8 protein-coding genes are annotated in these 12,753 nt (G+C 68.7%); 2 read left to right on the top strand and 6 right to left on the bottom strand.

Going from position 1 to position 12,753, the window contains the following annotated elements; all coding sequences use genetic code 11:
• Nucleotides 1-46: 46 nt before the first annotated feature.
• Both ACQHI0_RS22720 and ACQHI0_RS22715 read left to right on the top strand, forming a co-directional pair.
• Nucleotides 47-763: an SDR family NAD(P)-dependent oxidoreductase gene (locus ACQHI0_RS22720; RefSeq protein WP_427903852.1), complete on the top strand. Its 717-nt coding sequence runs from the start codon at nucleotides 47-49 to the stop codon at nucleotides 761-763.
• The gene (locus ACQHI0_RS22715) at nucleotides 760-1,224 is read left to right on the top strand and encodes a hypothetical protein (RefSeq protein WP_427903851.1); all 465 of its coding nucleotides are present in this window, start codon (nucleotides 760-762) and stop codon (nucleotides 1,222-1,224) included. The genes ACQHI0_RS22720 and ACQHI0_RS22715 overlap by 4 nt, the downstream gene beginning before the upstream one ends.
• 15 nt (nucleotides 1,225-1,239) lie before the next feature.
• Here the strand turns inward: ACQHI0_RS22715 and ACQHI0_RS22710 are convergent, their stop codons facing one another.
• The 6 genes from ACQHI0_RS22710 to ACQHI0_RS22685 all read right to left on the bottom strand — a co-directional run bounded on the left by ACQHI0_RS22710 (nucleotide 1,240) and on the right by ACQHI0_RS22685 (nucleotide 12,606).
• Nucleotides 1,240-2,403, bottom strand: a complete 1,164-nt coding sequence (locus ACQHI0_RS22710; protein WP_427903850.1) for a hypothetical protein — start codon at nucleotides 2,401-2,403, stop codon at nucleotides 1,240-1,242.
• A 271-nt stretch (nucleotides 2,404-2,674) separates the two neighbouring features.
• The gene (locus ACQHI0_RS22705; protein WP_427903849.1) at nucleotides 2,675-6,442 is read right to left on the bottom strand and encodes a multifunctional oxoglutarate decarboxylase/oxoglutarate dehydrogenase thiamine pyrophosphate-binding subunit/dihydrolipoyllysine-residue succinyltransferase subunit; all 3,768 of its coding nucleotides are present in this window, start codon (nucleotides 6,440-6,442) and stop codon (nucleotides 2,675-2,677) included.
• A 104-nt stretch (nucleotides 6,443-6,546) separates the two neighbouring features.
• Nucleotides 6,547-10,152, bottom strand: coding sequence for an ABC transporter ATP-binding protein (locus tag ACQHI0_RS22700; RefSeq protein ID WP_427903848.1), 3,606 nt, complete (start codon nucleotides 10,150-10,152; stop codon nucleotides 6,547-6,549).
• The gene (locus ACQHI0_RS22695) at nucleotides 10,152-10,937 is read right to left on the bottom strand and encodes an ABC transporter permease (protein ID WP_427903847.1); all 786 of its coding nucleotides are present in this window, start codon (nucleotides 10,935-10,937) and stop codon (nucleotides 10,152-10,154) included. The genes ACQHI0_RS22700 and ACQHI0_RS22695 overlap by 1 nt, the downstream gene beginning before the upstream one ends.
• Nucleotides 10,934-11,890: an ATP-binding cassette domain-containing protein gene (locus ACQHI0_RS22690; protein WP_427903846.1), complete on the bottom strand. Its 957-nt coding sequence runs from the start codon at nucleotides 11,888-11,890 to the stop codon at nucleotides 10,934-10,936. Before ACQHI0_RS22690 ends, ACQHI0_RS22695 begins: the two co-directional genes overlap by 4 nt.
• On the bottom strand, nucleotides 11,887-12,606 hold the full coding sequence (locus tag ACQHI0_RS22685) for a hypothetical protein (RefSeq protein WP_427909265.1): 720 nt from the start codon (nucleotides 12,604-12,606) through the stop codon (nucleotides 11,887-11,889). Before ACQHI0_RS22685 ends, ACQHI0_RS22690 begins: the two co-directional genes overlap by 4 nt.
• Nucleotides 12,607-12,753: the final 147 nt, after the last annotated feature.

Genomic DNA, 12,753 nt, shown 5'->3' with positions numbered 1-12,753 from the left:
CGAGGCAGCACTGGAGAACGTGGCGCGTCGGCGGGAATCTGGACGCATGACAACAACGATTGCCCTGGTCACCGGGGCCAATAAGGGACTCGGCCGGGAAACGGTGCGCAGATTGGCCGAAGCGGGCTGGCAGGTGTTCCTCGCGGCCCGCGACACCGCCCTCGGCGAGGCGGCCGCCGCCGAATTCACCGCGGCCGGTTTCGACGTTCGATTCGTCCCGCTCGATGTGACCTCCGACGACTCGGTCGCCGCGGCCGCCGACATCGTCAAGGCCACGGCGGGCCGCCTCGACGTGCTCATCAACAACGCCGCCATCGGCGGTCCGCGCACCGCGCCCTCCGAAACCAGGCCCGACGATCTGCGAGAAGTGTTCGAGACCAACGTCTTCGGCCCGATTCGGGTGACGAACGCGTTCGTGGGGCTGCTGCGTGTGTCCGACCACCCCCGCATCGTGATGGTCTCCAGCGGTGTCGGCTCGATCGCGACGATCACCGACCCGAAGTGGCAGGGCCTGCTGCCACCAGCCCTCGGCTACCCGGGCACCAAGGCGGCGCTGAACATGCTCACCGTCATGTACGCGAGCGAACTCGGCGAGATGAAGGTCAACGCGATCGATCCCGGCTACACCGCCACCGACCTCAACGGGCACAGTGGTTTCCAGACCGTCACCGAGGGCACCGACGCCGTCGTCGCCGTGGCGATGGCCGACCCGGACGGCCCGACCGGCGGATTCTTCGACCGAACGGGTACCGCACCGTGGTGAAAGCGGGCGCACTGCTCGTGGCGGTGCTCGCCGGTCTCGGCATCACCGCCTATCTGATGAGAACGGAGAATCCAGTGGCCCAGCCGAACACGGTGCTGTCGATCGGTCTACACCCCAACGCGGTCGACTACTCCCGCTACCCGCAGATGGACGAAGCCACCCTGACCGCCCGCATCGCGGCAGGTGAAACCGCCCTGCGTGCGGCGGGATTCGACATCGTCTCGTGCCAGGTCCCCGCCGATCCCGACGCGGCCGAGGCGACGCTGCGTGAATGCGCGGCGAGCGGGCAGTTCCGGGTGGCCATGATCGGAGCCGGTGTGCGGATGGCCCCCGAGCACACCCTGCTGTTCGAACGCCTGATCAATGTCGCCGGCGAGATCGCTCCGGGAATTCGATTCTGTTTCAACACTTCTCCGGAAACGACCATCGACGCGCTGCGCCGGTGGGTGCAGCCGGAGTGAAGCAGAGACCGGCTGCTACTTGTGGCCGCCGCCGTGGTCATGGCCGCCGCAGGTGTCGGTGCGCCGACCGTCCGCCGAGGCTTGCCCGGCGCCGTGGCCTTCCAGCGCCGCGAACGGACCGCACTCGTGCGGGGCGATCCACACGTGCACCATCGGGTTTCCCGAGCCGGGGTTGATGGAGTTGGGCGGGCAGTTGCCCTGGGCGTCGAGCACACCGGCGACCACGGGGCCGTTGTCGCCGGCTTTCCAGCAGAGGTTGTCGTGGACGTGCCACTGCATCAGGGAACCGCCGAAATCCACCAGGGCCGGGTCGTCGATCTTCTTGCCGTTGGCGATGTACATCGCCGAGACGAGGGTGCGGTCGGTTCCGTCGACCCGGTAGACCAGCGACTCCGGGTGGGCGGGATCGAGGAAGTTGTTGTCGCGGATGTAGCTGGTGTTGATGTAGTGCTCGTACCCGGTGGCCGAGTCGCCGATCGAGCGGAAGCCGAGGGCGCCAACGGAATTCACGTCCGCGAAGGCGGGCAGGCCGTCGAGGGTGCTGCGAACGAGGTCGGTCGCGCGTGCCTGCTGATCCGGCGTCACACCGGCGACACCCGACAGGTCGATCGGCTTCGCCGGATCGAAGGGGCGCGGCCAGTTCGCCTCGGTGCCGTGGTCGTCGCCCGTGCCGTGCGCGTGGTCCCCGCCCGCCGCGTGCGCGTCCTCGCTCCCGTGACTGTGGACGTGTCCGACACCGTTGAGCATCGCCGCCAGCGCGAGCACCCCCACCGCCGCGGCCGCGATCCCCGACCGCAGTGGCGGCAACGTCGCGGTGGGCCTGAGTAGGCCGATTCCCGCGGCAATGGCGGCCAGCGCACCCAACGCGGCGCACACGGTATCCGCTACCTGCGGTGACTCCGCGGTCAACCCGGCGATGAACCCCACATCAGCGAACCGCGTGAACGCCCATACCGCGGCCGCGAAAGCATTCACCGCGAGCATCGACGTCACGACGAGTTTGCGCTCACTCAGCAACACCGCCAGTCCGGTCGCGCACTGGACCGCGGCGAGCACGACCATCAGCCGTGCCAGAGTCGCGTGCTCGGTGTGCATTCCCGCCGCCATGAAATGCACGGCGCCAGCTCCCACCGAGGCGATCCCGCCCAACAGCAGGTACCCGTTACGTCCGTTCGCCATGCCATGCTCCCGTGTTTGTTGGAGCGCTGGCGCGCTCGAGCGGGGCCCTGCGGGCCCCTGATCTTCCCTCCCCCCGGGCACTCCTTCGTCGCACCCTCCGGTCAGTCCAGATCAGGGCGGGCCCCTTAGGTTCTCGGACACTACCGGGACTCATTGAGACGTGGTTGCCGCCTGGATAAGAGAACTCTGTGACCCATCTCTCGCCGCGAAACGGCGAACGCCGGGCGGATCGCGATGATCCACCCGGCGTTCGCCGTTGTGCGAGAAGAAGCTACGTGGTCGGCTCGAAGGCCTCGCCGATGATCTCGGCCTGTTCCACGGCGTGCACCTTCGACGAACCCGAGGACGGGGCCGACATGGCGCGACGCGAGATGCGACGCAGGCGGCCGAGGCGCTCGGGCAGGACCTCGGGGAGGTTGAGGCCGAAGAAGGGCCAGGCGCCCTGGTTGGCGGGTTCTTCCTGGACCCAGGCGATGTCGGTCGCGTTGGGGTACTTGGCCAGTGCCTCGTTGAGGCGGTACGTCGGGATCGGGTAGAGCTGTTCGATCCGGACGATGGCCACGTCTTCACGCTTGTGCTTGGCCTTCTCCGCGGCGAGCTCGTAGTAGAGCTTGCCCGAGGTCAGCAGGATGCGCTTGACCTTGGTGGTGTCGCCGATGCCCTGTTCGTAGGTGGGCTCGTCGAACACCGAACGGAACTTCGACTCGGTGAAGTCCTTGACGTCGGACACCACGGCCTTGTTGCGCAGCATCGACTTCGGGGTGAAGACGATCAGCGGACGACGGATCCCGTCGAGCGCGTGGCGACGCAGCAGGTGGAAGTAGTTCGCCGGGGTGGACGGCACCGCCACGGTCATCGAACCCTCGGCGCACAGCTGCAGGAACCGCTCGATGCGACCGGAGGTGTGGTCGGGACCCTGACCCTCGTGGCCGTGCGGCAGCAGCAGCACCACGTCGGAGAGCTGGCCCCACTTGGCCTCACCGGAGGAGATGAACTCGTCGATGATCGACTGCGCGCCGTTGACGAAGTCACCGAACTGCGCTTCCCACAGCACGAGTGCGTTGGGGTTGCCGAGGGAGTAGCCGTATTCGAAGCCGACCGCGGCGTACTCGCTCAGCGCGGAGTCGTGCACCGCGAACCAGCCCGGCTTCTCCGAGCCGATGTTGTGCAGCGGGGTGTACTCCTGCGCGTTGATCCGGTCGATGATCACCGAGTGACGCTGGGTGAACGTGCCGCGACGCGAGTCCTGACCGGTCAGGCGCACATCGTGGCCCTGGTCGATCAGCGAACCGAAGGCGAGCAGCTCGGCGAAGGCCCAGTCGACCTTGCCCTCGTAGGCCATCTCGCGACGCTTCTCCAGCACCGGCTTCACGCGCGGGTGCACGTTGAAACCGTCGGGAGTGTTCAGGAACGCGTCGCCAATCCGCTGCAGCACCGACTTGTCGACCGCGGTGACCACGGTGGCGGGCACCTTCTGGTCGTCCTCGACCGACTCCGACGGCTCCGGAATGTACTTCTCCAGCTCGCGGACCTCGTTGAACACGCGCTCCAGCTGGCCTTGGTAGTCGCGCAGCGCGTCCTCGGCCTCCTTCATGGAGATGTCACCGCGGCCGATCAGCGATTCGGTGTACGCCTTACGCACCGAACGCTTGGTGTCGATGATGTCGTACATCTCCGGCTGGGTCATCGAGGGATCGTCACCCTCGTTGTGCCCGCGGCGGCGGTAGCAGACGAGGTCGATGACGACGTCCTTGCGGAACTTCTGGCGGAAGTCGACCGCCAGGCGCGCGACCCAGTCGCAGGCCTCCGGGTCGTCACCGTTGACGTGGAAGATCGGCGCGCCGATGAACTTCGCGATGTCGGTGGAGTACTCGGTGGAGCGGCTGTTCTCCGGCGCGGTGGTGAAGCCGATCTGGTTGTTCACCACGATGTGGATGGTGCCGCCGACGCGGTAACCACGCAGACCCGACAGGTTCAGCGTCTCGGCGACCACGCCCTGACCGGCGAACGCGGCGTCACCGTGCAGCATCAGCGGCATCACCGAGAAGCCGTCGGGGCCGTCGCCCTTGTCGAGCAGGTCCTGCTTGGCGCGCACCAGACCCTCGAGCACCGGGTCGACCGCCTCGAGGTGCGAGGGGTTGGCGGTGAGCGAGACCTCGATCTCGTTGTCGCCGAACATCTGCAGGTACTGGCCGTGCGCACCGAGGTGGTACTTCACGTCGCCGGAGCCGTGGGTGGCCGCCGGGTTCATGTTGCCCTCGAACTCGGTGAAGATCTTCGAGTACGGCTTGCCGACGATATTGGCGAGCACGTTGAGGCGACCGCGGTGCGGCATGCCGATGATGACCTCGTCCATGCCGTACTCGGCGCACTGGTCGATGGTGGCGTCCATCATCGGGATGACGGCTTCGGCGCCTTCGAGCGAGAAACGCTTCTGGCCGACGTACTTGGTCTGCAGGAAGGTCTCGAACGCCTCGGCGGCGTTGAGCCGGTTCAGGATGTACTTCTGCTGTGCGACAGTCGGTTTGACGTGCTTCTGCTCGACCCGCTCCTGCATCCACTGCAGCTGGTCGGTCTCGAGGATGTGGGTGTACTCGACACCCACGTGGCGGCAGTACGCATCGCGCAGGATCGAGAGCACATCGCGCAGCTTCATCCGCTCCTGGCCGTGGAAACCGCCCACGTCGAAGGTGCGGTCCAGGTCCCACAGGGTGAGGCCGTGCTCGGTGACGTCGAGGTCGGGGTGGCTGCGGAACTTGTCCTTGACCAGGCGCAGCGGATCGGTGTCGGCCATCAGGTGACCGCGGTTGCGGTAGGCCGCGATCATCTCGAGCACGCGGGCGCTCTTGTCGACACCGCGCGCGCTGATGTCCTTGCGCCAGCGGATCGGCTCGTACGGCACGCCGAGGCCGTGGAAGATCTCGTCGTAGAACTCGTCGGAGATCAGCAGGTTGTGGATGGTGCGCAGGAAATCGCCCGACTCGGCACCCTGGATGATGCGGTGGTCGTAGGTCGAGGTCAGCGTCATCAGCTTGCCGACGCCGATATCGGCGATCCGCTCATCGCTCATGCCCTGGAACTCGGCGGGGTATTCCATCGCACCGGCACCGATGATCGCGCCCTGGCCCGGCATGAGGCGCGGCACCGAGTGGACGGTGCCGATGGTGCCGGGGTTGGTCAGCGAGATGGTGACGCCGGCGAAGTCGTCGTTACCGAGCTTGCCCTCGCGGGCCCGGCGCACGACGTCCTCGTAGGCCGCGTGGAACTGACCGAAGCTCATGTCTTCGGTTTCCTTGATGGCGGCCACGGCCAGCGATCGGTTGCCGTCCTTGCCCTGGAGGTCGATCGCCAGGCCCAGGTTGGTGTGGGCCGGGGTGACCGAGTTCGGCTTGCCGTCGATCTCGGCGAAGTGGCGGTTCAGGTTCGGGAACGCCTTGATCGCCTGCACGATCGCGTAACCCAGCAGGTGGGTGAACGAGATCTTGCCGCCGCGAGTGCGGGCCAGGTGGTTGTTGATCACCAGGCGGTTGTCGATCATTAGCTTGGCGGGGATCGCGCGCACCGACGTCGCGGTGGGGATCGTCAGCGAGGCCGACATGTTCTTGGCGATGGCGGCGGCGGGGCCGCGCAGCACCTTGTTCTCCGGGCCGGCGGCAGCCGCTGCCTTGGGCGCGGTGGTGGCCGGTGCGTTGGACACCGGTGCAGGTGTGGTCTGCGGTGCGCGCACGGTCTTGGCGGCCGGAGCCGGCGCGGGAGCCGCGGCGGGCTTCGGCGGTGGGGTCGCTACCACGGCCTTGGGGGCCGGGGCCTGCGCTGCTGCCGCCTTGGGCGCAGCGGCTGCCGCGGGAGCGGTGGAGGCGGCCGGAACCTGGCTGTTACCGGATTCGGTGGCTTCCGGCGTGTAATCCGCGAGGAACTCGTGCCAACTTGCGTCGACCGAGGATGGGTCCTGTTTGAACTTCTGATACATCTCGTCGACTAGCCACTGGTTCTGTCCGAACTGGGAAGTTGAGCTGCTCACAGCTGGTGTTCGCCTCATTTCGTTCTTCGCGCTGCGACGTTTGTGACGTGCCCGGCAGGGGTATCAGCCATGTCTGCCGATGCGCCCTCACCGAGCATATGCCCAGCGGCTGACAGGCGTCGCTACCGGTCTTGGGTCGACACTATGCCCTCTGCCTCCTGCCCCGCCGCCCAGAGTCGGGAGTAGTGACCGTTACTGGCGAGTAGGTCTGACGGCGCGCCGAATTCCACGATACGGCCGTGTTCGACCACGGCAACCAGATCGGCGCGCGCGGCGGTCGCGAGACGGTGCGCGACCACCACCGTGGTCCGCCCTCGCGCCAGCGATCGGCTCGCAACCAGCACCGATGCCTCGGTGTCCGGGTCGAGGGTGGAGGTGGCCTCGTCGAGCAGCAGCAGGTCGGGGTCGACCAGTTCGGCCCTGGCCAGCGCGATCATCTGGCGTTGTCCGGCGGAGAGTCCGCGTCCGCGTTCACCGACCGGATGGTGCATTTTTCGGGGGAGACCGTTGATCATTTCCGACGCGCCGACGGCGTCGGCCGCCATCGCGATGTCCACCGAGGTGGCGAATGTTTGCCCGAATGCAATGTTGCTCGCCACGTCGCCGGTGAACAAGTGAACTTCCTGCGGCACGATTCCCAGCCGCGTGCGGTACTCGGTGAGGACATATTTCCGGAGATCGATACCGTCGACCAGGATCGCACCGGCCGCAGGCTCGGGTGGGAGGTCGTAGAGGCGGGCAAGCAGCTTCACGATCGTCGATTTGCCCGCGCCGGTCGGCCCGACCAGTGCCAGGGTCGCGCCAGGGGGAACCGCGAAGGTCACGCCGTCGAGGGCGGGGGTGCTCGCGCCGGGGTAGCGGAATCCGACGTCGTCGAAGACGATCTCGCCGCGCAGGCGGTCGACCGAGATCGCGTCGGGTGGGTCGGCGGCGATCGATGACGTGGTGCGCAGCAGATCGCCGATCCGCCGCAGCCCGACTCTGGCCTGCTGATAGCCGTCGAAGACCTGTGACAGTTCCTGGATGGGACTGAACAGCAGACCCAGGTAGAGGACGAAGGCGACGAGCGTGCCGGTGGTCGTGCGTCCGTCCGCGACGGCATTGGCGCCGAGGTAGACCACCACAGCGAGCGCCAGATCGGCCCAGGCCAGACCGAAGGAGAAATAGGCCGCGATCGCTCGCTGCGCGCGGATCCGCGCATCGCGGTAGCGGTGGGAGTACTCGGCGAAGCGGCGCGCGGCGGTCGGCTCGTTGCGGGCGGCCTGCACCGCGCGCAGGCCGGCGATGTTCTCCTGGAAACCCGCGTTGACCGTCGAGACCCGTTCGCGCGAGACCGTGTAGGCCACCGAGGACACCCGGCGGAAAAGCAGCGTGGCCACCAGCATCGGCAAGACGGTGACCAGCACCACCACGGCCAGCCCGGCATCGATGAAGAACAGTCCGATGGCGACGCCGATCAGGGTGATCAGCGCGACCAGCCCGGTGGCGACTCCGGTCTGCAGGAACGTCGAGAGCGCGTCGACGTCGGTGGTCATCCTGGTCATGATGCGACCGGACAGTTCGCGTTCGTAGAAGTCGAGGCCGAGCCGCTGCAACTGGGCATAGCTGCGCACCCGCAGCCCGAACAGCACGCGCTCGCCCGTGCGCGCGGTGAGCACGGTGACCGCGGCGCCGACCACCAAGCCGGCCAGCACCAGCCCGATCCCGATCACCCCCGCGAGGACGAGCGCGGAGTCGTCGCCCGCGGTGACGCCGATGTCGATGGCATAGCGGACCAGCGGCGGGAACGCGACACCGACCAGCGCGTCGACGATGAGCAGCCCGACGACCACGCACACCAGGCCGCGAACCGGGCGCAGCAGTGCGCGCAGGCCGAAGCTGGGTTGGGGTGCGCGGAGGTCGCCGGGCAGGGCGGGTTCCTCGGTTGCCGGTGGCAGGGCGTCGACCGCGGCGCGCAGTTCCGGTGTTTCGCTGAGGTCGTTCGAGGCCGACGACATCGAGCGTGGTTTGCCCGCGTCGCCCAGTGGTGTGGTCATGGCGCCGGTCGCCGGCACCACCGACGCGATGGGTGCGGGCAGCCGGATGACGCGGTCGGCCTGGGCCAGCGTCGATTCCCGGTGCGCCAGGATCAGCGTGGTCCGCCCGCCCGGGTCGGGGAGCCGGCGGAAGATCTCGGCCTCGGTGACGGCGTCGACCGCGGAGGTGGCGTCGTCGAGCACCAGCACGCGCGGGTGGGTGAGCAGCGCCCTGGCCAGGGCGACGCGCTGGCGTTGGCCACCCGAGAGGGTCAGCCCGCGTTCGCCGATGACGGTGTCGTAGCCCTCCGGCAGCGCGGCGATGAACTCGTCCGCGGCGGCGGCCGTCGCGGCGGCCCGGATCTCGGCGTCGGTGGCGTCGGGCCTGCCGAGCGCGATATTGGCGGCGATGGTGTCGGAGAACAGGAACGGATCGTCAAAGACGACACCGACCGCGCCGCGCAGCTCGTCGGCACGCAGCTCGGCCAGGTCGACGCGGGTGCCGTCGGCGCCGACGAGATTGATCCGGCCCGCGTCGGGTGCGTAGAAGCGGGGGAGCAGCAGCGAGAGCGTGGACTTGCCCGACCCCGCCGGACCGATCACCGCGACGGTCTCGCCGGGCCGCACGGTGAGGTCGAGTTTCTGCAACACCGGCTGATCGGCCTCGAAACCGAAACTGACAGCATCGAATTCGATCCCGAGCGGTCCCGGCGGTAGCTCGGCGGGGTCGTCCGGATCGACCAGCACCGGTGCCGCGTCGATCACCCCGAAGACCCGGTCGACGGCGGCCTTGGTGAGCTGACCCATGATCACCACCGAGGTGATCGTGCGAGCCGAGGACGTCATCGTGGCGAGGTAGGCGGTGAACGCGAGGAAGGTGCCGATGCCGATCGCGCCGTGCGAGGCGAGCACACCGCCGACGATGATCACCGCGACCAGCCCGGCCTGCGGCAGCGCCGACACCAACGGCGCGAACCTGGCGTTGATTCGCGCGGCGCGCATCCGTTCGGCGAACAGCAGCCGGCCGTGGTCTTCGAGGATGTCGACCATCCGGGATTCCTGCCCGAATCCCTTCACCACCCGCACCCCGGTCACCGTCTGCTCGACGTGTTCGGCGAGGTCGGCCGCGCGCTGCTGCGCCGACCAGGTCGCCGCGTAGAGCCGGGGCCGCATCCGGAACACGATCACCGCCATCGCGGGCGCGACCAGCAGGGCTGCCAGCGCCAGCGGTGGACTCAACCACACCATCACCACCGCCGACAGCACGAACTGCAACACCGCCAGTCCCGACCACGGCACCATGGCGAGCAGTCCCTGCACGAGCTGCAGATCGGTGATCGACCGCGACACCACCTGCCCGGTGCGGATCGCGTCCTGGCCCGCGCCGTCGAGCCGCTGCAAGGCGGCGAGCAGCGAGATGCGAAGGCCGTGTTGCACTTCCAGCGACAGCTTGCCCGCCCAGAGCCTGCGCGCGAAGGTGACGACGAACCGGGTCACAGCCAGTACGGCGAGCAGGACGGCGGCGCTGCCGATCACCGCGGTGTCGCCCACCTGGGCGGCGTCGACCGCGCGTTTGGTCGCCAGCGGTGCGGCGATCGCGACCGCCGCACCGGCCAGCACGGAGACGGCGATGCCCGCCAGCAGCCGGGGGTGTTCCAGGCACAGGCGCCACAGCCTGCGGATCCACCCGGACGAACCCGCGGTCGCGGGCACTACAGGTCTCGGTTGCGCAGGTCCCACCACCCCGCGGCGCCGACCGCCGCTGTCCACAGCAGCAGGACCACCAGTGCCGCCGGTGTCGGCGCGAAGACCTCGGCCTCGTCGAACGAGCCGGCGCTGACCCCGGCCACGGTGGCCGAGACGGGCAGCAGCGCGGCGAATCCGCCCGCGCCGAAACCCTTGGCCACCACCCAGATCAGCGGTTCGAGCGCGAACGCCCAGCCGAGCACCAGCCACGCCGCGCCGCTGAAGGTGCGCAGCAGCAGCCCGATTCCGGCGCCGATCACCGCCCAGCACATGGCTACCAGCAGACCGGCCGCGAGCACTTCGATCAGCTGCCAGCCGAGTTCGAATTTCCCGCGCGCCGCGACGAGCAGCACCACGAAGCTCACCAGTTCGGCGGCCAGCGCGAGCGCGAAGGCGAAAGCGGCGGTCGCGGCGTACTTCGCGGTGACCAGCCGGTCGCGATCGGGCGCGAACAGCACGGTCAACGCCATGGTCTTGTGCCGGTACTCACCGCCGGTCGAGGCGATGCCGAGCAACGCGGCGACCACGAAGACCGCGACCATTCCGAGGTAGAGGCCGATCGTGGCGGCCCCGGTCGCGGGCTGACCCTTCGGATCGGCGGGCCCCGACATGATCGCGGTGATCAGCGTCGCGACCAGCGCCAGCGCCACCGGCGCGGCAAGCAGCAGCCGGGTCTGGCGCAGCGCGACGATCTTGCGCGCCTCGGCGTCGATACCGGGAACGAGATCGGCGGGGATCACGGAGGTGGTCATCGAGGCATCCCATACGAGGTCGGGGCCGGGACGTACGCGGCGGGAGTCGGCGTCGGGACGGTGTGCCGGTGGCGGCGCGGTTTGGTCAGCGAGGCCAGCACCCGATCGGGGTGGATGGGATCGGCGACGATGCTGCCGATCCGCACCTGCGCGGTGTCGGCGATCGAGCGGATGGTCGCTTCGTTCGCCTCGGCGACGGCAAGACGCCCGTCGGGTCGCATGACCGCGTCGGTGAAGCCCTGCCCGGCCAGCGCGGTCGCCAGTGCGATGGACGGCGACGCGGCGACAACGAGCCGGTCGGGATGGCCGCGGCGCAACTTGGCCGGTGTGCCCTGCCAGACGACAGTGCCTTCGCTGAGCACCACGAGCTGATCGGCGCTCGACACCACATCGGCCAGTGCGTCGGAACTCACCAGCACGGTGCCGCCGCGGTTCGCGTGGCGACGCAGCAGCTCGAGCAGCCAGCCGCGTTCGATGCTGTTCGCGCCCGCGAACAGATCGTCGAGCACCAGCAGCCGGGGATCGGCCAGCAACGCCATGGCCAGGGCCAGGCGTGTCTGCTGACCCGGATGTAGCTGGGCGACAACAGTTTCGGCGACAGCGGTGAGGCCGGCTTCGTCGAGCACCGCGGCGACCCGGCGCCGCGACGCCCCCGCGACCGGCGCGTAGCACCGCAGTTGATCGCGCACCGTGCGTGCCGGATGCAGGCCACGCGGACTCAGCACCGCCCCGACCGCGGCGGGACCACGGTCGACGCCCGCGATACTGCCCGTGGTCGGCTGCTGCAGGCCCAGCACCATCTGCAGGACCGTCGACTTGCCCGCTCCGGCGGGCCCGACGAGGGCGGTCACCGAACCCGCCGGCACGGCGAAGTCGATCTCGTGGACCGCGCTCACCGGCCCGAACTGCTTGCCGACACCACGCAGCAGCACGGCGTCACCACCCTTGCTCACTTCTCGGTCGCCTTGCGGGTACCGATCGCGGGCAGCGGATCGGCATCGATCACGTTGTGCAGCGGGGTCGGCCACAGCGCGGGCGCGGGCCCGAAAGCCTTGTGCGCGTTCTCGATTGTCACCTTGCCAAGCGCCCGGTTGCCCGCGCCACCGATGGCGGCGCCGATGCCTGCGGGCAGCACCTTGCCCGCCATCAGCGCGACCCGCTTGGTGATGAACCGCTTCATGAACTGCTGCAGCAGTTTGCTGTTGATCCCGCCGAGGCCGGGAACCTTGCCCGCCAGCGCGCCCGCCCAATTCTTCGACTGGGTGCTGAGTCCCTTCTGCACGATCGCGATCCCGGCATCGCCGAGTACGACCGCGAGCACCAGCGCGCGCCGGGCTTCCTTGTTTTCGGGCTCGATGCCGTGCACCGCGGCCTGGGCCAGGGTGAACAGGGCCGACGCCTCCATGAAGAACACGGTCTCGGCGCTCACCGCCCCGAGTGCGGCGATCGTGCCGACACCCGGCACCGCCGCGGTGGCGCCGACGGCCGCACCGCTGCCGGTGACGGCGAGCAGATACTGCTTCTCCAACCGTGTCACGATCTGGGCCGGACTCTCCCCGGGATGACGCTCACGCAGGAATTCGACATAGCGGCGTACGGCCGGCGCCTGCAGCTTTGACCCGGTGTCGAGCACATCGACCACGGCTTTTTCGATCGCGTTCTTGAACACGGCGTCGTCCTCCTCTTCGCCCCAACGAGTCGAACTGTAGGGCACTTGCGCAACCGAGAGCTCATCATGCCAACGACCACCGACAGCCCGCGGTTCCGTGATGCGCGCGACCGTTTCTCTCGACTGGCTCTGTCGACCGCGGGGCTC

Source organism: Nocardia sp. FBN12, assembly GCF_050320175.1.
Lineage (GTDB): Bacteria > Actinomycetota > Actinomycetes > Mycobacteriales > Mycobacteriaceae > Nocardia.
This window is presented reverse-complemented; position numbering and strand designations above follow the sequence as displayed.